We start from the raw sequence: 24,539 nt of genomic DNA on the forward strand, positions 1-24,539 counted from the left end.
GCACCTCACTTGTACATGGTCTGGTTCATGGTTCCGGGGGCGTACGCGTCCGGGTCGACCCAGACGTTGATCAGCGACGGCTTGCCGGACTCGCGGGCGCGCCTGAGGGCGGGGCCGATGTCGGCGGGGTCACGGACCTCCTCGCCGTATCCGCCCAGCATCTGGGCGAACTTGTCGTAGTGGACGTCGCCGAGGGTGTTGCCGATGCGCTCGCGCTCCAGGCCGTACTTCTGGGCCTGGCCGTAACGGATCTGGTTCATGGAGGAGTTGTTGCCGACGATGCCGACGAAGGGGAGGTCGTAGCGCACGAGGGTCTCGAAGTCCCAGCCGGTGAGGGAGAACGCCCCGTCGCCGAAGAGGGCGACGACCTCCTTGTCGGGCCGCGCCTGCTTGGCGGCGAGCACGAAGGGGACACCGACGCCGAGTGTGCCCAGCGGACCGGGGTCCATCCAGTGCCCGGGTGACTTGGGCTGCACGACCTGGCCGGAGAAGGTGACGATGTCGCCCCCGTCGCCGATGTAGATGGAGTCCTCGGTGAGGAAGTCGTTGATCTCGCTGACCAGCCGGTAGGGGTGGATGGGCGAGGCGTCTGACCTGAGACTCGGCAGCCGCTTCTCCAGCGCGGTCTGCTCGGCGGCCCGCAGCTCGTCGAGCCACTCCTTGCGCTTGGACGCGCCCCCGTTGATACGCCCGGAGGCCGCCTCGGCCACCGACTTCAGCACCAGTCCGGCGTCGCCGACGATCCCGAGGTCGATGTCGCGGTTCTTGCCGACGGTCCGGTAGTCGAGGTCGATCTGCACGACGGTCGCGTCGGGGGAGAGCCGCTTGCCGTAGCCCATGCGGAAGTCGAAGGGCGTGCCGACGATCACGATGACGTCGGCGTGGGAGAAGGCGTACCGGCGCGACAGCTGGAAGTGGTGCGGGTCGCCCGGCGGCAGGGTGCCGCGGCCGGCGCCGTTCATGTACGCGGGGATGTTGAGGGTGCGTACGAGGTCGATGGCGGCCTCGGTGCCCCGGGTCGTCCACACCTGGCTGCCGAGCAGGATGGCCGGTTTCTCGGCGTGCACCAGCAGGTCGGCCAGCTTCTCGACGGCTTCGGGGTCGCCGGCCGAGCGGGTGGACGCACGGTAGGCACCGGACTTCGGCACCCGTGCCCTGGACACCGGCACCTTGGCGTCGAGGACGTCACGCGGGATCTCCAGGAACGAGGGGCCCGGAGCGCCGTGGTAGCACTCACGGAACGCCATCGACACCATGTCCGCCGCGCGTGCCGTGTCGGGAACGGCCGCCGCGAACTTGGTGATCGGCGTCATCATGTCGACGTGCGGCAGGTCCTGCAGAGACCCCATCTTGTGCTGGGTGAGGGCCCCCTGACCGCCGATCAGCAGCATCGGGGACTCCGCGCGGAAGGCGTTGGCGACACCGGTGACGGCGTCGGTCGTACCGGGCCCCGCGGTGACGACCGCGCAGCCGGGCTTGCCGGTGATCCGGGCGTAACCGTCGGCGGCGTGTGCGGCGACCTGCTCGTGCCGGACGTCGACGACTTCTATGCCCTCGTCGACGCAGCCGTCGTAGATGTCGATGATGTGGCCGCCGCACAGGGTGTAGATGCGGTCGACCCCCTCGGCCTTCAGCGCCTTGGCAACGAGATGACCACCGGAAATGACGTCCTGGGTGTCGTCGGGCATGGCGAAGTCCTGTCCCTTCGTAGGGGGTTGGAACGCTCTCGCGGTACATTGCATACAGTCGACGAATACTGTATGAAGCTTGTTATCCCGCATCCGGTGGGTGGTGTCCAGGGGGCGTGCGGCACTTTTAGGTCAGGAGCCGGAATGGACCTGTACGAGCACCAGGCAAGGCAACTCTTCGAAGAACACGGCATCTTGGTGCCGAGGGCGGAGGTCACCGACTCGCCCAGGGAAGCACGCGAGATCGCCCGCAGGCTGGGCGGCCGCGTGGTGGTCAAAGCCCAGGTGAAGACCGGTGGCCGGGGCAAGGCGGGCGGCGTCAAGCTCGCCGCGGACCCGGCCGCCGCCGAACTGACTGCCCGCCAGATCCTGGGCATGGACATCAAGGGCCACACCGTCGGCAGGGTGCTGCTGGCCCAACCCGTCGACATCGAGAGCGAGTTCTACGTCTCCTATGTCCTGGACCGCGCGGCCGGCCGCTTCCTCGCGATCGCCTCGGCGGAGGGCGGGACGGAGATCGAGGAGGTCGCCGCGAGTCGTCCGGAAGCCGTCGCCCGTATCCACATCGACCCGGCCGAGGGCGTCACCTCGGCGAAGGCCGCCGAGATCGCCGAGGCCGCGGGCCTGCCGCCCCGGACCGTCGACGTCCTGGTGCGACTGTGGGAGGTGCTGGTCCGGGAGGACGCCGTCCTCGTGGAGGTCAACCCGCTCGTCCTCACCGGCCAGGGCCAGATCCTCGCCCTGGACGGCAAGGTCACCCTCGACGACAACGCCCGCTTCCGACAGGAACGCTGGGGCGCCGAGGGCGTGGCGCACGAGGACCCGCTGGAGGCGGCGGCCGCCGCGAAGGGCCTCAACTACGTCAAACTCGACGGCGAGGTCGGCATCATCGGCAACGGCGCCGGACTGGTCATGTCGACCCTCGACGTGGTCGCCGGCTGCGGGGCCCGCCCCGCCAACTTCCTCGACATCGGCGGCGGGGCGTCGGCCCAGATCATGGCCGACGGTCTGTCGGTCATCCTCTCCGACCCGGCCGTGAAGTCCGTCTTCGTCAACGTCTTCGGCGGGATCACCGCCTGCGACGCGGTGGCCGACGGCATCGTGCAGGCCCTGGAGACGGTGCGGTTGACCAAGCCGCTCGTCGTCCGCCTCGACGGCAACAACGCCGCCCGCGGCCGGGCCATCCTCGACGAGCACGCCCATCCGCTCGTCCAGCAGGCCACCACCATGGACGGCGCCGCCCGCCGTGCCGCCCAACTCGCCACCACAGCCTGAGGAGACGGGACATGGCGATCTACCTCACCAAGGAAAGCAAGGTCCTCGTCCAGGGCATGACCGGCGGCGAGGGCATGAAGCACACCCGCCGCATGCTCGCGGCCGGCACCGACGTCGTCGGCGGCGTCAACCCGCGCAAGGCGGGCCGCACCGTGGACTTCGACGACCGTGCCGTGCCCGTCTTCGGGACCGTCGCCGACGGCATACGGGCGACCGGAGCCGACGTCACCGTCGTCTTCGTGCCCCCGCCGTTCGCCAAGGCGGCCGTCGTCGAGGCCGCCGACGCGGGCATCGGCCTCGCCGTCGTCATCACCGAGGGCATCCCGGTGCACGACTCCGTCGCCTTCACCACCTACGCGAAGGAGAGGGGCACCCGGGTCATCGGCCCGAACTGCCCCGGCCTGATCACCCCCGGCCAGTCCGACGCGGGCATCATCCCCGCCGACATCGCCAAACCCGGCCGCATCGGATTGGTGTCCAAGTCGGGCACGCTGACCTACCAACTCATGTACGAACTCCGCGACATCGGGTTCTCCACCTGCGTCGGCATCGGCGGCGACCCCGTCGTCGGCACCACCCACATCGACTGTCTCGCCGCCTTCCAGGACGACCCCGACACCGAGATCATCGTCCTGATCGGGGAGATCGGCGGCGACGCGGAGGAACGCGCGGCCGCCTACGTCCGCGAGCACGTCACCAAGCCCGTCGTCGGCTACATCGCGGGCTTCACCGCGCCCGAGGGCAAGACCATGGGGCACGCGGGCGCGATCGTGTCCGGTTCGACCGGCACCGCGGCGGCGAAGAAGGCGGCACTGGAGGCGGCCGGCGTCAAGGTCGGCGGCACGCCCACCGAGACCGCCCGCCTGGTGCTGGCCCGGCTGGAGGCGTGACACCACACGCGAGGACACCCGTCAGGGCCGCGGCGCCTCGCCGACGCCCCTGGCAGCCATGCACCGACCCGCCCCCGACTGTGCACCGAGAGCGGAGCAACCCGATGGCAACCACCCTCACCCTCAAATCAGGCACCTCCTGGACCGACGCCTGGCAGCGCTGCCTCGCCGTGGCCCCGGAGGCGTTCCGCGACGACCGGGTCCTCAACCTCTGGAACTCGGCCTGGCGGGCCGACGGCCGGGCACTGCCCGCCACCAGCCCCGTCGACGGCAGCCCGATCGCGGGCCCGCCCCGCCTGGACCGGGCCACCGCCCACCAGGCGGTACGCGCCTCGCTCGACCAGCACCGCGCCTGGCGGCACATCCCCCTCGACGAGCGCCGGGCCCGCGTCGCGGCCACCCTCGACGCCCTCACCGAACACCGCGAACTGCTCTCCCTGCTGCTCGTCTGGGAGATCGGCAAGCCCTGGCGGCTCGCACAGGCGGACGTCGACCGGGCCATCGACGGCGTGCGCTGGTACGTCGACGGCGCGGAACCGATGCTCGCCGGCCGCGCCCCGCTGGACGGCCCGGTCTCGAACATCGCGAGCTGGAACTACCCGATGAGCGTGCTCGTTCACGCGGTGCTGGTACAGGCACTGGCGGGCAACGCGGTCATCGCCAAGACCCCGACCGACGGCGGTGTCGCCTGTCTGACCCTGGCCTGTGCGCTCGCCGCCCGCGAGGGGGTCCCCGTCACCCTGGTCAGCGGCAGCGGGGGCGAGCTGTCCGAGGCGCTGGTGCGGGCGCCCGAGATCGGCTGCGTCTCCTTCGTCGGCGGCCGCGACACCGGCGCCGCGGTGGCCACCGCCGTCGCCGACCTCGGCAAACGCCACGTACTCGAACAGGAGGGACTCAACACCTGGGGCATCTGGAACCACACGGACTGGGACGCGTTCACAGCGGTCGTGCCGAAACTCTTCGACTACGGCAAGCAGCGCTGCACGGCGTACCCGCGCTTCGTCGTCCAGCGCGAGCTGTTCGACGAGTTCCTGGCGGCGTACCTCCCGGCGGTCCGCACGCTGAGGGTCGGCCACCCGCTCGCGGTCGAGCATCCCGATGCCCCGTACCCGCAGCTGGACTTCGGCCCCGTCATCAACGCGGCCAAGGCCAAGGAGCTGCGCGACCAGGTCGCCGAGGCCATGGGCCGCGGTGCCGTCCCGCTGCACCGCGGCAGGCCGGCCGACGCCCGCTTCCTGCCCGGCCAGGACACCTCGGCGTACGTCCAACCGGTCACGCTCCTCAACCCGCCGCCGTCCTCCCCGCTGCATCACGCGGAACCCTTCGGCCCGGTCGACACCATCGTCCTGGTCGACACGGAGGCGGAGCTGCTGGCCGCGATGAACGCGTCCAACGGCGCGCTGGTGGCCACCCTGTCCACGGACGACCGGGCGACCTTCGACCGACTCGCCCCGCAGATCCGGGCGTTCAAGGTCGGCCACGGCAAGCCCCGCTCCCGGGGCGACCGCGACGAGCTGTTCGGCGGGTTCGGCGCCTCCTGGCGGGGCGCCTTCGTCGGCGGCGAGCTGCTGGTGCGGGCCGTGACCCAGGGCCCGGTGGGGGAGCGGCTGCCCGGCAACTTCCCGGAGTACCAGCTCATGCCGTGACGCCCAAGGCCGGACGACGGCCGACAGCCGGGTGGCGTCCGCTCCCTGCGGGCGCCGGCCGGCCGGCGCCCGACGGGTCTCAGCCGATGCCCTGACGGTCCGGCTGGAGGGCGAAGGCCCGGTCCGCGGCCACCGGGACGCCGGTCTCGACGGCCTGCGCGAGCAACGCCCGATGACGCAGCAGGGGTGCGCGCCGGTCCTCGGGGACGAGCAGCGCGAGGTCGTCGAGTCCGGCCAGCAGACGCCGGGTGACCTGCGGGTTTCCGACGGCGCAGTCCCGGATCTCGGTGAACCCCAGGTCCACCAGGTCGGTCCAGCCCGGCACGGGCTGCACGAGCCGGACCGCGCCTTTGCGGTCCCGGTGCAGCGACGCGTGCAGCGGCCGCCGGGCGAGGGCCGCCAGGAACTGCACGATGCGGTCGAGGGCCTGCACGGCCGTCGTCGGATCGTTGATCGCGGAGGACAGCGCCCGGAGCGCGATGTCGGACAACTGGCGCAGCCCGAACGCGAGGTCCTGGTGGAAGGTGCGTTCGACGCCGACGGAGACGGCGTAGCGCAGTGCGCGGCGCGGCGGCGCCTGGCCGCCGTGCACGGCCAGGACGGGCGTTCCGGGCAGGACGAAGTCCCCGGTCCGCGGGATCAGCCGCAGTACGACGTCATGCTGCCGCGCCACACGCACCAGCCGGGCGATGTTCACGTCGCGCAGCACGCCCGCCCGCCCCTCATGGGCGATCCACGCGGTCTCGGGCCCGAGCGCGCCCTCGTCGGCGGGGGGCCCGACCGGCATCAGCGCGGCCACCCTGAACGACTCCCCGACGATCCGGGCGATCACCTGGCTGATCCGCATCAGGCGCAGCGTCGTGTTCACGTACATCACGAACAGCACCAGACTCAGCATGACCATGGCGAGCGTGAGCAGCGACTGGATCAGGGGTACCGAGGACACCCGGCGGGGGTCGGGTTCGCTGTCGTAGGCCGTCAGGACCAGCAGGGTCAGCAGGAAGGTGGAGAGGAAGACGGCGAAGGTCGCCTTGGTGATCCGGCTGCGTACGAAGATCCGTACCACCCGGGGGCTGAACTGGCCGCTCGCCATCTGCACTGCGACCAACGAGATGCTGAAGACCACGCCGATGAAGGTCATCATCGCCGAGCTCACCGTGGTCACCACGGCCTTCGCGTCGTTGGCGACCTTCAGCAGGTCCTCGATCGTGTCGTACTCCTGCTCGTCCTGGAGCGCCCCGACGAGGGCGGTGTCGATCTCCGACGCCACCACCCACACGACGAACACGCTCACCATGGCGGCGGCGGGCGCGAACCAGAACGTGTCCCGCAGATGCTCCCTGAGCGGCGACAGCGCCCGCGGTCTGCGCCCCGTCGACGGGCTGTGCGTAACCATCCAGTCGCTCATGGTGAGACCATAGATTCCCCGGCGCGGCCTGCCCGGGAGCGCCGCTCGGGGGGTGGATATGCAGGTGAAAGCCACTCCGAAAGCTTGGTATTGTTGTCCATGTCGCCGCGGGGAGCACCCCCGGCCAGGCGGCGGACACCTTGTCCGGGTGGCGGAATGGCAGACGCGCTAGCTTGAGGTGCTAGTGCCCTTTATCGGGCGTGGGGGTTCAAGTCCCCCCTCGGACACCACTGGGGACGTTCACGAGATCGTCCCGAAGCGTTCGAATTGCCGGTTGAGTCATGTGACTCACCGGTTTTTCGTCGTTCCCGGGGCCTTGGGGCCTCGGGAACGGCTCGGTGAGAGGGGCGGAGCGCGGCGGAGGTGCGTCACTCGCGTGGCGGAGGCTCGACCTGCTCGGTCGGAAGCGGTCGCGCCACCAGCAAGCGGGCCAAGCTTGTCCTCGATGCCCGCGACATGGCCTTGCGGCGCCGCGACCGCGCCGGAACTCCCGCTGGACCAGGGTTGGTTCACCGCCGACATCGGCTGGTCCACCTGCGCCACCATGGCCGCCTTCCGCTCACCCTGGCCATCTTCGCGGTTTCGCCGGCATCCACGTCGGCCGGATCATCGACCATCACGGTCCCCGGACCATCATGACCACGAGGTCGGCCTCGGAGCCCTGAGCCTGTCGATCGTGGCCCTCGCTCCCAACCTGCCGGTGTTCTGAACCGGCCCATGGGTGCGGGCGCGGCCCGTCGCCGTCGGATCCATCCGTAAGCGATCAAGCGGAATGCCGCCACCGCGTCCGCTGCCCCGGGCAACTCGTGATCAAGCTCCTGATCGCCACTATCTGGGCTCGCCCGGCGGCCCGTGTAAGCGGAATTCAGGCTCGACGTCAGGGGTCGACTGGGTCGTCTCCAGGCCGTGTCAACCCGCTTGACAACATCGCGCGAGAACTGCCAGGGTCAGCGCCGTGGGTCGGAAGCCGTAAAGGCGATTCAAGTCAGGGGAACCGAGGAAAGAGTACGACCCCCATTTGTTAACGGCAGTTTTACACGCCCTCTTTGTAAGTAATATTCCATTGACTCTTACTCTGAGTGAGTCGACTGAGGGCGCGCGACATATTATTGAATTTCCAGGCAGCTCACGGGGGTGGCTTGAATGGAAGCGCAAAAGTCGACCGATAATTCTTCTGCCGACCTGGCCGCAGCGGTGCGCTCCGAGTTATCCGCCCGGCTCGGCATGGATCCCGCTGCTCTGCGCGACGACGTCGTGTTCTCCGCCTATGGACTCGACTCGCTCAAAGCCGTCGGATTCGTAGAGGCGCTCGGCGAACTTATGGGCCGTAAGCTTTCGGCCACGCTCCCGTGGGAATGCCCGACGGTCGAGCGGCTGGTCGCGCGACTGCTCGGCGGACCGGCGCCGGAGCCGACGGCCACAGGCGCGATGGAGGGTCCGGGGGTGCCTGTGAGCGGCGAGCCCGTCGCCGTCGTGGGCATGGCCTGCCGCTTCCCGGGCGCTGACGACATCGATCAGTTCTGGCGGCTGCTGAGTGACGGCGCCGACCTGACCGGACCGGTACCGCCGGGGCGGCGAACGCCCGTGGCGGGGCCGCGTGAAGCGGGCTATCTGCGCGGCCCTGTCGACCAATTCGACCCGCTGTTCTTCGGCATCTCCCCGCGCGAGGCGCAGGAGATGGATCCGCAGCAGTCCCTCTTCCTCGAAGTGGCCTGGGAGGCGCTGGACGCCGCCGGGCTCGGCGACGGCAGCCTCGCCGGCAGCCCCACCGGCGTCTTCGTCGGCGCCATCTGGCACGACTACGCCAACCTGGGTGCGTCGGACGGCCCGGCCTCGGCCTACCTGGCGAGCGGGCGCTCCCTGAACATGATCGCCAACCGCTTCTCGTACGCCCTCGGGCTGCGTGGTCCGAGCCTGGTCGTCGACACCGCGTGTTCGTCCTCCCTGCTGGCCGTGCACCTCGCCTGTCAGAGCCTGGCCACCGGGGAGTCGAAGGTCGCCGTCGTCGGCGGGGTCAACCTGCTCCTCGACCCGCGGACCACGGAGGCGCTGCAGGGCTTCGGCGCTCTCGCGCCGGACGGCCGGTGCAAGGTCTTCGACGAGAGCGCCGACGGCTTCGGCCGGGGCGAGGGCTGCGGCGTCGTCGTCCTCAAGCCCCTGTCGCGCGCGCTCGCCGACAACGACCGGATCTGGTGCGTGATCCGGGGATCGGCCGCCAACAACGACGGACAGAGCAACGGCCTGACCGCGCCGAACCCCGTCGCCCAGCAGGAAGTCCTCAGCCGGGCCTACGAGACGGCGGCGGTCGACGCGCGCGAGGTCGCGTACGTCGAGACGCACGGCACGGGTACCGTGCTCGGCGACCCGATCGAGGCCTCTGCCCTCGGCGCGGTGCTCACCGTGGGGCGTCAGGAGGACGCGCCCGACCTGGTCCTCGGTTCGGTGAAGGCGAACATCGGCCACCTCGAAGGCGCCGCGGGCATCGCGGGGCTGATGAAGGCGGCGCTCTGCCTGTGGCACCGCCAGATCCCGTCGAACCCGCACTTCGAAACCCCGAACGCGCACATCGACTTCGAGGGAATGCGCCTGCGCGTCCCGCGCGAGAACGAGGCATGGCCGCAGAACGCGCGCCCGCTCGCCGGAGTCAGCGCCTTCGGCTTTGGCGGCACGAACGTGCACGTCGTTCTCGAAGGACGTGACGAGCCCTCGCTCCGTGAACTGCCCCCGGCAAGCGCCCCGGAGCCGGTCGGGCAGCCCACCGCCCCACCTGTGGACGGGCCGAACCCGGACATCCTCTTCGTCTGCTCCCCGCACGGGCACCAGTACGCGGAGATGGGCGTCGAGCTGATGCGCGCGGAACCGGTCTTCCGCGCCGCGGTCGAGGAGTGCGACCGCTACTTCGTCCCGCTGGCCGGCTGGTCCCTGGCCGAGAAGCTCGCCACGGGCTCGGAGTCCAGGAAGCGCCTGGACGTGGTCCTGCCGCTGCTGTACGCCGTGCAGGTCGGCCTGGCCCGCCTGCTGGAACACCACGGCGTGCGCCCGGCCTCGGTGGTCGGACACTGCATCGGCGAGATCCCGGCGGCCGTGATCGCCGGAATCCTCGACGTGGAACAGGGGACGGCGCTCGTCTACCACTACAGCCGGTACCAGTACCAGATGGCCCGCCCTGACCACGGCATGGCCGCGCTGGAGTACACGGCGGCCGAGGCGCACGAACTCGTCGGCGACGACGACAGGGTGACCGTGGCCGCGTGCAACGGGCCGCGTTCCACCGTGATCTCCGGCGACCGCGCCCGGCTCGAAGAGCTGGTCGCCGCAACCAGGGCCGCCGGCGCCCAGGCCGGCATGATCGACGTCGACGTGGCCGGACACGGCCCGGCGATCGAGCAGGTCATCGAGGACCTGGTGCGCGACATCGGCGAGCTGCGCCCGCGCCCGGGGCGGATCCCGTTGATCTCCTCGGTCACCGCGGAGCCGCTCGACTGGCGTGAGGTCAACGGCGCCTACTTCGCGCAGAACCTCCGCTGCCTGGTCCGGTTCGACGACGCCGTACGCCGGGCGATGACCGACGGCGCCTCGGTACTCCTGGAGATCACCGCCCATGCCGTGCTGCTGCACGCGCTGAGGCAGCTCACCGAGGAGGCCGCAACCGCCGCCACCGGCGATGACCGCAGCCCTGTCGCACTCGGCACCATGCGGCGCGGCGACCCGCGCGGCGGACTCTCCGACGCGCTCGCGGCGCTGCGGGCGCTCGGCTGGCAGCCGGAAGTGCGGGACGAGCGGACGGCGCAGCTGCTGACCCTCTCCGCGCGGAGTCCGGAGGCGCTGCTCCAGTACGCCGGAGAGACGGCCGGCGCGCTGCGCACGGCCACGCCGGAGACCACCGTGGCGGACGTCTGCCGGGCCACCGCCCGCCGCACCGCCTTCCCGTATCGGCTTGCCGCGGTCGGGCGCGATCTGCCCGGCCTGGCCGCCGACCTGGAGCGGCTCGCCCAGGGCGGCGACGCGGAGGCCGCATGGGCCTCCGAGCAGCCCGCGGCCGGCCGGCCCCGGACCGCGTTCGTCTTCCCCGGTCCCGGCTCGCAGTGGCCCGGCACGGCCCGGAGCCTGCTGGCCGAGGAGCCGGTGTTCGCGGCGGTGCTGCGCGAGTGCGACGCGAAGGCGGCGCCGCTGCTCGGCCGCTCGCTCCTCGAGGAGCTGAACTCCACCGCGACGGACGGGCAGCCGAACGGTCCCGTCCAGCCGCTGCTCTTCTCCGTCCAGGTGGCACTCGCCGAGCTGTGGCGGTCCTGGGGAGTGGAGCCGGACGTGGTGATCGGCCACGGCGTTGGCGAGGTGGCGGCGGCGTGTACGAGCGGGGCACTCACCCTGGACGACGGCCTGCGGATCACCTGCCTCGGCAGCGTTCTGTCGGACAGCCCGCCGGAGGAGCTGCGGGCGGAGCTGAGCGCGCTCCGGCCGACCGCCGGCCGGGTCCCGATCCACTCGACTGTGCTGAACCAGCGCGTCGACGGCTCCGGCATGGACGCCGCGTACTGGTGCGACACCCTGCGCGAGCCCCCGGCGTTCCCGGACGGTGTCCGGTCGCTGCTCGACGACGGCAACGCCCTCTTCGTCGAGATCAGCCCGGACCCGGTCCTCACCAGCGCGATCGACGAGGCCGCCGCGCACGCCGGGCGCCGGGTGACGGTCGTCCCGTCGCTGCGCCGCGACGAGGACGGGCGCGCGGTCATGCTGGGGTCGCTCGGCGCCGCCCATCTCGCCGGTGCCGAGGTCGACGGAAGCGCGGCGCTGCGCCCCGGCGCGCGTCGCCAGGCGGATCTTCCGGCGTACCCCTGGCAGCGACAGCACTTCCCGATTCCAGGCCTGTCCGGTGCCGATCGCGAGGCACGCTCCGGGTACGCGGCCGGTACGGGTCTGGTGCTCGGCGCCCGGCTCGACTCCGCGGTCGAACCCGGGGTGCACTACTGGCAGACACGGCTGTCCGCGGAGATCCCGGAGGTCGCGGACCACCAGGTCCGGGGCACCGCGGTGGTGCCGGGATCGGCCTACCTCGCGCTGGCTGCGGCCGCGGTCGACGAGGTGAGGCCGGGGGCGGAACTCGGTGTCTCCGACCTCCTGTTCGCCTCCGTGCTCGCGCCGGAGGCAGGACGGCCGCGGCTCGTGCAGTCGGTGTGGTCGCAGGAGGGAGGCGGCGCCCGCTTCCGGGTCTTCGACCGTGGAGGCGCGACCCCGCTCCTGCTCGCCGAGGCCGTGTTCCGGGCCGAGGACCGCACGCCGGACGAGCACGGTCCCCTGCACCACGGTCCCCTGCGCCACGACACGGAGCTCTCCATGCCGGACGCCCTCACGGAGGACGGCTTCTACCGGCTGCTGGCCGACCACGGCGTCGAGTGCGGTCCGGAGTACCGGCGGGTGACCGCCTTCCGGGCCGTCGACGGCGGCGCGGTCGCGCTGGCCACGCTCACGGCACAGGACCTCGCGATGGCGGGTACGCGACTGCCGCGCGCCGCGTACGACGCGGCCTTCCAGACCGTCACCGCCGCCGTCCTCGGAGGCGGAGACCCGGACGGGACGGGCATGGTGCTGGTCGAGGGAGCCGACTCGATTTCCTTCGCCGGCAAGCCGTCCGACACGGTCTCCGTCCACGTGCGCCTCGAAGCGGACGGCGCCGGGGGCACCCGGGCCGACGTGCGGATGCTGGACGCCGCCGGCGGTGACCTGATGGAGCTCCGTGGGCTGCGCGTGCGCCGGTCCGACACCTTGCGGATCGCCTCACCCGCCGTGGAACCGGGCGGCTTCGCGCAGGCCCCGGAGTCCGCGCGGCCCGCGGCGGCCGACGAGCGGGGGCCGGAGCCGCTCACGGCGGACCCGGCCGAGGTCGAGTCCATCGTGCGGACGGCCGTCGCACGGATCGTGGACACGAGCCCCGAGCGCCTCCGCGTCGACCAGCCGTTCCGCGAGTTCGGCATGGACTCGCTCATGGCGGTCGAGCTCCGCAAGAGGCTGGAACGGAAGTTCGGCGTGAAGCTGTCGTCCAGCCTCGCCTTCAACTACCCGACGGTCCAGGAGCTCGTGCCGTACCTCATCGACAAGGCCGGGCTGAGCACGCCGCGGCGAGACGCCGATACGCAGCGGCCGCCCGAGCCGCTGTCGCCCGGCTCACCCAACGGATCCGCGCTCCAGCCCGGTGTGGACGACGCAGACAGCCTGCTGCGGGAGCTCGAACTCCTCGAAGCACGCATAGAGGACCTCTGACATGACCGATTCCCCCACCGTCGCGGCTCGGCCCGCGGCGGCGCCCGACGCTGCCCGCATCGTCGCACGCCTCCGGGAACGCATCGAGAAGCTGGAGCGCACCCGCAGCGAGCCGATCGCGCTGATCGGCATCGGCTGCCGCCTGCCGGGCGGCGTCCGGTCCATGGAGGACTACTGGGACCTGCTCTCCGGCGGCGTGGACGCCATCACGCCCATTCCCGCCTCGCGGTGGGACGGGGACTCCTACTACGACCCCGACCCGGAGACGCCCGGCCGGATGCGGATGCGGTACGGCGCCTTCGTCGACGGGGTCGACGAGTTCGACCCGTACTTCTTCGGCATCTCGCCGCGCGAGGCCTCCCGAATGGACCCGCAGCAGCGGCTGTTCCTGGAGGTCGCCTGGGAGGCGCTGGACCGGGCCGGACTCTCCCGGGAGAGGCTCGCCGGCACCTCGACCGGTGTGTTCGTCGGGGTGAACTCCGCCGACTACCTCCAGCTCCAGGTCGCCGACCCGTCCTGGGCGGACACCTACACGATCACCGGCGGCACCAACTCGCTGATCGCGAACCGGCTCTCCTACCTGCTCGACCTCAACGGCCCGAGCCTGACTGTGGACACCGCCTGCTCCTCCTCGCTCGTCGCGGTGCACCTGGCCTGCCAGAGCCTGCGCAGCGGCGAGAGCGACCTGACCGTGGTCGGCGGTGTGAACCTGATCCTGTCCCCCTCGGTGGCGGTCGCCCACGCGAAGGGCATGCCGCTTTCGCCGGACGGCCGATGTCGCACCTTCGACGCCGCCGCGAGCGGATACACGCGGGGCGAGGGCGTGGTCGCGGTCGCGCTCCGCCGGCTCAGCGACGCGGTGGCCGCGGGCGACCCGGTCATCGCGGTGATCAACGGCACCGCGGTGAACCAGGACGGGCTGAGCAACGGTCAGACCGCCCCGAACGGCCGGGCCCAGCAGAAGGTGATCCGCCAGGCGCTCAAGTCCGCCGCCCTCCAGCCGGACCAGATCACCCTCGTCGAGGCGCACGGCACGGGCACGGTCCTCGGCGACCCGATCGAGGTCGAGGCGCTGGCGGCGACCTACGGGCGCGCGGACGAGGCACCGCCCTGCCTGCTCGGCTCGGTGAAGACCAACATCGGCCACCTGGAGTCGGCCGCGGGACTCGCCGGGCTGGTGAAGGCCGCACTGTGCATCAAGCACGGCCGGATCATCGGCAATTTGAACTTCGACCGCCTCAACCCGAACATCGACCTGGACGGCACGCGGCTGGCCATCGCCGAAAAGGCCCAGGACTGGACGGTGCCCGACCGCTTCCGGCACGCGGCGGTCAGCTCCTTCGGCGCCGGCGGGACGAACGCGCACGCGATCCTCGGCCCGGCACCGTCACCGGAGCCCGCACCCGAGGCCGCGCCCGCCCCGCCGCCCCCGTACGTCGTGGCGATGTCCGCCCGCACCGAGGAGCTCCTCGCCGCGACCGCGGCGGCGCACCGGGACTTCCTGCACGGGGCCCCGGCCGGCGACGCGGAGTTCCGGGGCGTCGCGCACACGTCGACCGTCCGGCGTACCCACCAGGAGCACCGCCTCGCCGTGGTGGCCCGCACCGCGCGCGAGGCGGCGGAGCGGCTCGGCGACTGGTCGGAGTCCGGCTTCGCAGCCGGTGTGACCAGCGGGCGGGCCGCCGACGCGCCGAACGGTGTGGTGTTCGCCTTCTCGGCGCACGCGCAGGGCGGCTGGGCGGAGACCGCGTGGCGGCTGTCGCAGGAGAGCACCGTCTTCCGGGAGACGCTCGACGACTGCGATGACGCCCTGCGCCCGTGGCTCGGCCGGAGCATCCACGACCTGATCGAGGGCATCGACGACGAGCAGCGGATCGACCTGGTGCAGCCGGTGCGGTACGCGATCACCCTCGGCTTGGGCGCCTGGTGGACGGAGCTGGGGATCCGCCCGCAGGCCGTCATCGGGCACGGGTTCGGCGAGATGGCCGCGGCCCGGTTCGCCGGGGTGCTGGACCGCGTCGACGCCGCCCGGGTGATCTGCGCGCAGAGCGCCGCCGTCGAGGCGCGGCGGGGCCACGGCGGGATGCTCGCGGTAGCCGCGTCGGCCGACCGGCTCGCCGGTCTGGTCCGGCGCCACGAGGGGCTCGCGGTGGCCTCGTCGGAAGGGCCACTGTCCGCTGCGCTCTCCGGCCCGCAGGACGCGTTGGAGAAGGCGGCGGCCGAGCTGAAGGCGGAGAACGTCCCGTCACGGCTGGTCAGGCAGGCGGTCGCGACCCACAGCTCGGCCATGGACGCGATGCGCGAGGGACTGCTCGACGCGCTGTCCGGGCTGACTCCGCGGCCGGCCGGTCCGCAGATCGTCTCCACGGTGACCGGACAGGTCCGCGAAGGCACCGGATTCGGGCCGGAGCACTGGTTCGAGAACATGCGGCGCACGGTCCGCTTCTGGGACGCGGCGCAGACCGCGCTCGGCCTCGGCGCCGGCCTGTTCGTCGACCTGAGCCCGGGCCAGCCGCTCACCAGCAGTCTCCAGCGGGCCCTCGCCGACGCCGGGGTCGAGGGGCTGGCCGTGCCCGCGCCGAACTCGGGCGCCGCGGCCGGGGAACCCCTGCTGCTGGGCGCCGCGGCGCTGCACTGCGCAGGCCTGCCGATACGTTTCGACACGCTGCTCGGTCCGGTCGCGCAGGCGGTGCCGCTGGTGTCCCAGCAGTGGCAGCACGAGCGGCTCTGGTACCGCGAGCGCGACACCCAGGCCGTGGCGCAGGCGCCGAAACCGGCCGCGCCGCAGCGGCGCCGCGCCTCCGCCGATGCCGAGCTCGGCGGGCGACTGCGTACCCTGCCGCCGGCCGAACGGGAGTCGGCCGCCGCGGACTTCGTCCTCGGCCTGGTGGCCACGGCCCTGGAGTTCGACCCCCGGGAGCTCGACCCGGACGCGGGCTTCTTCCAGCTCGGCATGGACTCGCTCATGGCGACCAACGTGCACAAGCGGATCGTCGCCGCCCTCGGCATCCAGATCCCGGCGACGGTCATGTTCGAGCACGGGTCCGTCAACGCGCTCGCCCGCCACCTGGCCGAGGTGGCCGTTCCCGAGGGCGAGGACGGGGCCGTTCCCGAGGCCGTCACGGTGCCCACCCCCGAGGCCGAGGCCCGGGACGTGGAGGCACTGGATCTCGCCGAGGCCGAAGGCCTGTCGGAAGAAGAACTCATTTCTCTGCTCAACGCGGAAATCGACAGTGAGGGTTAGGCGAAGGGCTATGACCATCGACACAGCTGAGTCCAGCCAGGCCCGCGAGGTGCTGGCCCGGAGCCTGGTGCAGATCCGAAAGCTGCGGGAACGCCTCGACGAGGCGGAGCAGGCGAGGACCGAGCCCATCGCGGTGATCGGCATGGGCTGCCGGCTGCCCGGCGGAGTGCGGAGCCCGGAGCAGTACTGGGATTTCCTGCTCCGGAGCCAGAGCGGGACCGGGCCGGTCCCCTCGGAGCGCTGGGACCCGCAGCGGTGGGGCGGCGTGAAGGGCGGCGGCTTCCTCGACGAGGTCGACCGCTTCGACGCCGGGTTCTTCGGCATCTCTCCGCGCGAGGCCGCCGCACTCGACCCGCAGCAGCGGATGTTCCTCGAAGTGGCCTGGGAGGCGCTGGAGCACGCGGGCCAGGCGCCGGACCGCCTGTCCGGCAGCCCCACCGGCGTCTACCTGGGCGTCACCACGTACGACTACACCCAGAACCAGATGCAGCAGGTCGTCCCGGACGAGCTGGAGATGTACTGCACCACCAGCAACGCCTCCACGTTCGCGGCCGGCCGGCTCTCCTACTGGCTCGGCCTGAGCGGCCCGAGCCTGTCCGTGGACACCGCCTGCTCCTCCTCGCTGGTCGCGGTGCACCTGGCCTGCCAGAGCCTGCGCTCCGGCGAGACCTCGATGGCCCTGGCCGGGGGCGTCAACGTCCTGCTGAGCCCCGAGTGGTTCCTGCTGATGACCCAGGCCGGCATGCTCGCCGAGGACGGCCGATGTAAGACCTTCGACGCGTCCGCCGACGGCTACGGCCGCGGTGAGGGCTGCGGCGTGGTGGTGCTCAAGCGGCTGTCCGACGCGCTCGCGGACAACGACCGCATCGAGGGGCTGATCCTCGGCTCCGCCGTCAACCAGGACGGCCGCAGCAGCGGCATCACCGTGCCCAACCCGGCGGCCCAGACCGACGTGGTACGGGCGGCGCTGCGCGCGGCCCGGGTCGACGGCAGCCGCGTCGGGTACATCGAGGCGCACGGCACCGGCACCCCGCTCGGCGACCCGATCGAACTGCGGGCGCTGCGCGCCGCTCTCGGCACGCCGGCCGGTGCGGAGCCGCCGCTGGTCGGTTCCGCCAAGACCAACTTCGGCCACCTGGAGGCCGCGGCCGGCGTCGTGGGCCTTATCAAGGCCCTGATGACCGTGCGGCACGGCACCGTACCGCCGCACCTGAACCTGAACACCGTCAACCCGGCGATCGACCTGGACCAGCTGCACCTGCGCATCCCGGTCGAGCCGACCGCGTTCCCCGCCGGGACCGGAACCCGCGTCGCCGGAGTCAGCGGCTTCGGCGTCAGCGGCACCAACGCGCACGTGATCGTCGGTGAGCCGCCGGCGCCGGAAGCGAGCGCGGACGTGCCCGAACCGCGCAAGGACCACGTCCTGACCCTGTCCGCGAAGAGCCCCGCGGCCCTGGGCGAGCTGGTGCACGCCTACCAGGACCGGCTGGCGGCCGTGGACGAGCGCGAGCTGCCCGACCTGTGCCACACCTCGACCGTGGGCCGCGCCATGCTGCCCCACCGGGCCACCGTGGTCGGCTCGACCGCCGAGGTACTGAGCGAGCGGCTCGCCGAGGTGATCGAGCCGGACGAGGACGCCGCGCCGTATGTGCACACGGGCCGGGTGAGCGCCTCCGGGCGGCCCCGCGTCGCCTTCCTGTTCACCGGCCAGGGCTCGCAGTACGCGCCGATGGCCGCCACGCTCTACCGCACCGAGCCGCTGGTGCGCGAACTGTTCGACCAGGCCGACGAGCTCCTCGAGCCCGTGCTCGGCCGCCGCCTGCTGCCGCTGATGCTCGACGGCTCGCTCGACACCGGGCTCATCGACGAGACCCGTTACACCCAGCCGGCCCTGTTCATCCTCGAGTACGCCGTCGCCCGGCTGTGGCGCTCCTGGGGCGTAGAGCCGGCCGCCCTGCTCGGCCACAGCATCGGCGAGCTCGCCGCGGCCTGTGTGGCCGGGGCGATGGACTGGACCGAGGGCGCGCTGCTCGCCGCCCACCGCGGCCGGCTGATGCAGGAGCTGACCCCCGAGGGCGCGATGCTCAACGTGTTCGCCGACGCCCAGCGGGTGCGCGAACTTCTCGCGCAGGCCGGGCCGGGACTCTCGCTCAGCGCCATCAACGGCCCGCAGAGCATCGTGGTGGCCGGCGCGCCGGAGGCGATGGAGCGCTTCCTGCCCGTCCTCGCCGAGGCGGGCATCAGCTCACGGCCGATCAACACCGCCAAGGCCTTCCACTCGCCGCTCATGGAGCCGATGCTCGACGCGTTCGAGGCCGAGGCCGAGAAGATCGTGTACCGGGCTCCGCGGATCCCGTTGTTCTCGAACGTCACCGGCAAGCCCCTCAACGGCGACGACTGTATCGGCGCCGGGTACTGGCGCCGCCACGCGCTGGCCCCGGTGGACTTCCTCCGCGGGATGCAGGCCGTGTTCGACTCCGGCTGCACCGTTTTCATAGAGGTCGGGCCGAGCCCCGTCCTCTGCGGCATGGCCTCGCGGTTCGCCCCGCAGTCCGACTCCGGCCCCGACTTCCTCTTCCTGCCCTCGCTGCGGCAGCGGCAGGACGACAACCGGGTGATGCTCAACAGCCTGGCCGCGCTGCACACCCGCGGCGTTCCGGTCGACTGGGAGAAGGTCGACGCGGGACGGGGCCGGCGCAAGGTCGCCGTACCCACCTACCCGTTCCGGACCGACCGGCACTGGTACACCCCGAGCACGCACACCGAGGTCGCGGCGACGCCGGCCTCCCCGGCCCCGACGGGCGCCTCCGCGGGCGGCGCGCTGCTCGGCGCATCCATCCCGTGCGCCCTGGGCAGCCGTCTCTACGACGCGCGGATCGACCCCGAAGCGCACGCGGTCCTGCGCGACTGCGTCATGGACGGTATGCCGGTGGTCAACGCCGGTGTCTACCTCGACCTGGCCATGTCGGCCGCGCGGCGCGAAGGCGTCACCGGGCCGATCGCCGTCGAGGACTACTCGGTTCCCCAGAGCCTCATCGCCAGTGAGGTGTGTGCCGGACAGCTCGCGCTCGAACCCCTCGACGAGACGCGCCACTCCTACCGCTTCTTCGCCCGCCCGGAGAGCGCCGGAGACTCCGCACCCTGGGTGCTGCACGCCCAGGGACGCGTCGGCCCCGGCACGCCCAGTACGGCCTCTGAGGCCATCGACGAGGCGCGGCTGGCCGCCGAGTTCGCCCAGCAGACCACCGGCGAGGAGCACTACACCCAGCTCTGGAAGCGCCAGATCTTCCTGGGCGGGGCGGCTCGCTGGATCGACCACCTCTGGCACCGGCCCGGCGAAGCCGTCGCCCGGCTGAGGCCCGCCGCGGCGGGCGAGGCCGACCCGTATCTGCTGCACCCGGGCGTGACCGACTCGCTGCTGCAGATGCTGATCAGTTGCATGCCCGAAGGCGGCGCGCCGGACGAGGCGTACATGCTCCTCGGCATCGACCGCCTCACCTTCCACGGCCACGACGGCGGCGCGATCTACTGCCGCGCCACCGTGACCCGGTCCGGCTACGCCGGCGACGTCCTCACCGCGACGCTCGACGTGCGGGACGCCGAGGGCAACCCGGTGGTGTCGGCCGAGGGCGTGTACATGAAGCGCGCCGACAAGGACGCGGTCACGCGGCAGCAGACCGGCGGGAAGACGAACGCGGCGCGCCCCGGCGCGGCGCCGTCCGCCAAGCCGGCCGGAGCGAGCGGGGCGGCACGCGCCCGCATCCTCGCCCTGCCCGCGAACGAGCGCTCGGCCGAGACCCTGAAGCTGGTCGCCGGAACCGTCGCGGGCGTCCTCGGAGCCCACGCCGAGGACCTCGACCTCGACGAGCCGCTCCCGGCCCTGGGGCTCGACTCGCTGATGGCGCTGCAGGCCAACGACCAGCTGACCCGCCAGCTGTCCGTCTCGCTACCGCTGGTCGCCTTCATCGAGGGCTGCGACATCAACGGCCTGACCGAGCTGGTCCTCGACGCGCTCGGCGAGCCGACCGGCGCCGACGCCATGCAGGACGCCGCTCCGGGCGCGGAGACGAGCCTCGAACCCGTGGCGGACGAGCCGCCGCGGATCGTGCCCGACCCGGCCGCGCGGTTCGAACCCTTCCCGCTCACCGACCTCCAGCAGGCCTACATGATGGGCCGCACGGACGCCTTCGAGCTCGGCAACGTCTCGACCTACTTCTTCACCGAGGTCGACCTCGAAGGCGCCGACCTCGGCCTTCTGACCGACAAGCTCAACGAGCTGATCGAACGCCACGACATGCTCAGAGCGGTGATGAACGGCGACAGCACCCAGCGGGTGCTGCCCGAGGTGCCGCGTTACGAGATCCGCACCTACGACGTGTCCGGGCTCGAGGCCGAGGCGCGCGACCAGGAGCTGACCGCCGTCCACGACGAGATGCGCGACCAGGTCTTCGACCCGGCCGAATGGCCCCTGTTCGACGTCCGCGCCACCATCCTCGGCGAGGGGCGCATCCGTCTGCACGTCGCGCACGAGGCGCTGATCAGCGACGCGTGGGGCGCGTCGACGGTATTCCGCGAGTGGGCGGAGTCCGTCAACGGCGAGGACCTGGGCGAGCCCGCGGAGATCACCTTCCGCGACTACGTCACCGCAGTGAAGGAACTGGAACAGGGCCCCGAGTACGAGGCCTCCCTCGAGTACTGGCGCGGCCGGGTCGCCCACATGCCGCCCGCGCCCGAACTGCCGCTGGCACGCGACCCCGCCACCGTGCGCCGGCCGCACTTCGTGCACCGCTCGCACCGGCTCGACCGCGAGGCCTGGACGGCGTTCCTGGAGCACGCGAAGGCGGCCGGGGTCACCGCGTCCGCGGCCATCTGCGCCGCGTACACCGAGGTGATCGCACAGTGGAGCACGAACCCCGACTTCACCCTGAACGTGCTCTTCTTCAACCGGATGCCGCTGCACCCGCAGGTGGACTCGATCGTGGGCAACTTCAGCTCGACGATCCTGCTGGAGGTGCACGCGGGTGGCGGCACACCGTTCGCCGAACGCGCCGTCAAGGTGCAGCAGCAGCTGTGGCAGGACCTCGGGCACAGCCGGGTGAGCGGTGTCCGGGTGCTGCGCGAGATGAACCAGCAGCGCGGCGAGTCAGTGCGCGCGTCCGTACCGGTCGTGTTCGCAAGCACGGTGAACTTCGCCGCCCGTGACACGCGCGCTGCGGGTGTCGGCCTGGTCCAGCACCTGCTCTCCCTCGGCGACAGCGGACACGAGGTCTCCAGCGCCATCCGCACCCCGCAGGTGTGGCTCGACCACCAGGTGATCGAGGACGACGGAGAGCTGATCGTCAACTGGGACGTGGTGGAAGAGCTCTTCCCGGCCGGCCTGATCGACGCGATGCACGCCGCCTACGTCAGCCTCCTCAACGAGCTGGCCGCCTCGCCCGCGGCCTGGCACGGTCCGATCGCCCCCCTCCTGGGCCAGCAGGACCTCGCCGTGCGCCACCGCGTCAACGCCACCGCCGGCCCCCGGCCCGAGGGGCTGCTGCACGCCGGGTTCCTCGCCAACGCGGCCGAACGGCCCGAGCGGGCCGCCGTGATCACGCCCGACCGCAGCCTCACCTACGGTGAACTCGACACCCTGTCGAACCGGATCGGGAACTGGCTGCTCGACCGCGGCACCACCCCCGAGCAGCTGATCGGCGTGGTGATGCACAAGGGCTGGGAGCAGGTCGCCGGCGCACTCGGCATCCTCAAGGCGGGCGCCGCCTACGTGCCGATCGACGCCTCGGTCCCGGCCGAACGGCTCCGCACGCTGTGCGAGACCTCCGGCATCACCCTGGCGCTCACCCAGCCCGGCGGGCCGGCCGGTGAGTCCTGGCCCGAAGGCGTGGAACGGCTCGTGATCGACGACGACACGCTCGCCGCGCTCTCCGGCGCGCCGACCCCGCCGTCCCCCGCGGACCCGGGAGACCTGGCGTACGTCATCTTCACCTCCGGCAGCACCGGCACCCCCAAGGGGGTGATGATCGAGCACCGGGCGGCCGGCAACACCATCGCGGACGTCAACGACCGCTTCGCCGTCACCGACCGGGACCGCGTGCTGGCCCTGTCCGCGTTCAACTTCGACCTGTCCGTCTACGACGTGTTCGGCATGCTCTCCGCCGGCGGCGCGATCGTGCTGCCCGAGCCTGACGCCGCGCACGAACCGTCCCGGTGGGCCGAACTCGTCCGCGAACACGGCGTGACGATCTGGAACAGCGTCCCGGCCCTGATGGAGCTGTTCGCCCAGCACCTTGCCTCGCCGACCGCGCGGCCGACGGACCAGGTCCGCATCGTGATGATGAGCGGCGACTGGATCCCGGTGACCCTGCCGGAGCTGATCCGGCGCGTGCTGCCCGGCGCGGCGACGTGGAGCCTGGGCGGCGCGACCGAGGCGGCGATCTGGTCGATCTGGCACCCGATCGAGAGCGTCGACCCGCAGTGGACGAGCGTCCCGTACGGCACGCCGATGCGCAATCAGCAGTTCCACGTGCTCGACGAGCAGCTGCGCCCGCGCCCGGCCTGGGTGCCCGGCCAGCTCTACATCGGCGGCGAGGGCCTGGCCCGCGGTTACCACGCCGACGGGGAGAAGACGCGCGCCTCGTTCGTCCGGCACCCGGCCACCGGCGAGCGGCTCTACCGCACCGGCGACCTGGGCCGTTACCGGCCTGACGGCGTGATCGAGTTCCTCGGCCGCGAGGACAACCAGGTCAAGGTGCAGGGATACCGCATCGAACTCGGTGAGATCGAAGCGGCGATCTCGCACTGCGAGGGCGTGCGCGCCGCCGTGGTGCAGGCGCTCGGCTCCCGGCAGGGGCCCAAGCGTCTGGTCGCCTACGTGGTCCACCAGCCCGACGCCGACCCGGATACCGGCAAGCTGGAGTCCGCGCTGCGCGCCGTGCTGCCGGAGTACATGGTCCCGAGGCAGTTCGTGCTGCTGGACGAGCTGCCGCTCACCGCCAACGGCAAGGTGAACCGCGGCGCGCTGCCCGACCCGGCACTGGCCCTCGGTGACGCCGCCGGCCGGGCGCCCGAAGGCGAGACCGAGACCCGGCTGGCCGCGATCTGGGCCGAGTTCTTCGACCCGGCGCTGGTCACCGCGGACGCCGGCTTCTTCGCCCTGGGCGGCGACTCGCTCACCGCGGTGCGGCTGATGGCCCGCATCGAGGCCGAGTGGGAGCGGGTGCTGCCCGTGTCCCTGCTGTTCGCCCGGCCGACCATCGCCCAGCTGGCCGAGGCGCTGGCCGACGCCGGCGGCACGGCCCGCCGCGAGGCCCTGGTGCCGGTGCGTACGGAAGGCGCGCTGCCGCCGCTGTTCTTCGTGCACCCGGTCGGCGGCGACGTGCTCTGCTACGCGGAACTGGCCGCGCGGGTCGACGGCGACCGCCCCTTCTACGCGCTCCAGACCGCCGACGACCTGGACGCGCCGACGCTGACCGAACTGGCCGCCCACTACGTCGAAGAAGTCCTCGCGGTGCGGCCGGACGGCCCCTGGGTGCTCGGCGGCTGGTCGATGGGCGGCGTGGTCGCGATCGAGATGTCCCGGCTGATGGCCGAGTCGGGCCGCACGGCGGAGCTGGTCGTCGCGGTGGACCTGCTCGAACAGCCGGGTCCGGCCGCCGGCGGGCCGCTCGGCGACGACGAGCTGCTCGACTGGTTCGCCCGCGACCTGGCCGGACTGTCGGGCCTCGACTGGACCCCGCGCCCCGAGGCGGACGACGACGCGGTGCCCGATGCCGACCCCATCCAGTCCCTGCGCGAGTCCCTGGTGAGCGCCGGCGTGCTGCCGGCGGACATCGGCGCCAAGGCCTTCCAGCGGATCGTCGAGCGCTTCATGGCCAACTCGCGCCTGCTGGAGGCCCACCCTCCCGCCCCGTCCGGGGTCCGCACCCTGCTGCTGCGCGCGGCGGACGGTGGCGCGGACGAGAAGACCACCTCGGCCTGGGTGGAACTGCTGGGCGGCGAAGACGTAAGCGTCGAAGCCGTGCCCGGCGACCACTACTCCGTCGTCGCGCCGCCCGCCGTAGACGTCGTCGCAGACGCGATCCGGCGAGCCCTGAACCCCTGACCAAACCGACGAGCGAACCCCCGACGAAA

The 24,539-nt window shown here is 72.1% G+C and carries 8 protein-coding genes and 1 tRNA gene; 7 read left to right on the plus strand and 2 right to left on the minus strand.

Features of this window, described 5'->3' with window-relative positions; genetic code table 11:
- Window positions 1-5: 5 nt before the first annotated feature.
- Entirely contained in the window at window positions 6-1,688 is a 1,683-nt protein-coding gene (locus tag AQJ84_RS03180) for a thiamine pyrophosphate-binding protein (RefSeq protein ID WP_053190254.1), read from the minus strand.
- Between the two features lie 144 nt (window positions 1,689-1,832).
- Between AQJ84_RS03180 and sucC the strand changes: the two genes are divergently transcribed.
- The 3 genes from sucC (at window position 1,833) to AQJ84_RS03195 (ending at window position 5,499) form a co-directional block, all read left to right on the plus strand.
- Window positions 1,833-2,963, plus strand: coding sequence for an ADP-forming succinate--CoA ligase subunit beta (gene sucC, locus AQJ84_RS03185; protein WP_053190253.1), 1,131 nt, complete (start codon window positions 1,833-1,835; stop codon window positions 2,961-2,963).
- 11 nt (window positions 2,964-2,974) lie between these two features.
- The gene (gene sucD, locus AQJ84_RS03190) at window positions 2,975-3,853 is read left to right on the plus strand and encodes a succinate--CoA ligase subunit alpha (RefSeq protein WP_030039655.1); all 879 of its coding nucleotides are present in this window, start codon (window positions 2,975-2,977) and stop codon (window positions 3,851-3,853) included.
- A gap of 104 nt (window positions 3,854-3,957) precedes the next feature.
- The gene (locus AQJ84_RS03195; RefSeq protein WP_030039654.1) at window positions 3,958-5,499 is read left to right on the plus strand and encodes an aldehyde dehydrogenase family protein; all 1,542 of its coding nucleotides are present in this window, start codon (window positions 3,958-3,960) and stop codon (window positions 5,497-5,499) included.
- 79 nt (window positions 5,500-5,578) lie between these two features.
- Here the strand turns inward: AQJ84_RS03195 and AQJ84_RS03200 are convergent, their stop codons facing one another.
- The gene (locus tag AQJ84_RS03200) at window positions 5,579-6,907 is read right to left on the minus strand and encodes a DUF2254 domain-containing protein (RefSeq protein ID WP_053190252.1); all 1,329 of its coding nucleotides are present in this window, start codon (window positions 6,905-6,907) and stop codon (window positions 5,579-5,581) included.
- Between the two features lie 142 nt (window positions 6,908-7,049).
- On the opposite strand from AQJ84_RS03200, the gene AQJ84_RS03205 reads away from it, so the two are divergent.
- The 4 genes from AQJ84_RS03205 to AQJ84_RS03220 all read left to right on the plus strand — a co-directional run bounded on the left by AQJ84_RS03205 (window position 7,050) and on the right by AQJ84_RS03220 (window position 24,510).
- Window positions 7,050-7,137: transfer RNA gene (locus tag AQJ84_RS03205), tRNA-Leu, on the plus strand.
- A gap of 913 nt (window positions 7,138-8,050) precedes the next feature.
- A complete protein-coding gene (locus AQJ84_RS42865) occupies window positions 8,051-13,165 on the plus strand; it encodes a type I polyketide synthase (RefSeq protein ID WP_079022596.1) in 5,115 nt (1,704 codons plus the stop codon).
- A gap of 1 nt (window position 13,166) precedes the next feature.
- On the plus strand, window positions 13,167-16,409 hold the full coding sequence (locus tag AQJ84_RS03215) for a type I polyketide synthase (RefSeq protein ID WP_053190250.1): 3,243 nt from the start codon (window positions 13,167-13,169) through the stop codon (window positions 16,407-16,409).
- A 10-nt stretch (window positions 16,410-16,419) separates the two neighbouring features.
- On the plus strand, window positions 16,420-24,510 hold the full coding sequence (locus tag AQJ84_RS03220) for a hybrid non-ribosomal peptide synthetase/type I polyketide synthase (protein ID WP_053190249.1): 8,091 nt from the start codon (window positions 16,420-16,422) through the stop codon (window positions 24,508-24,510).
- The last annotated feature ends 29 nt before the right edge of the window (window positions 24,511-24,539 follow it).

The sequence above is a fragment of the Streptomyces resistomycificus genome (assembly GCF_001514265.1).
Classification (GTDB): Bacteria; Actinomycetota; Actinomycetes; order Streptomycetales; family Streptomycetaceae; genus Streptomyces; species Streptomyces resistomycificus.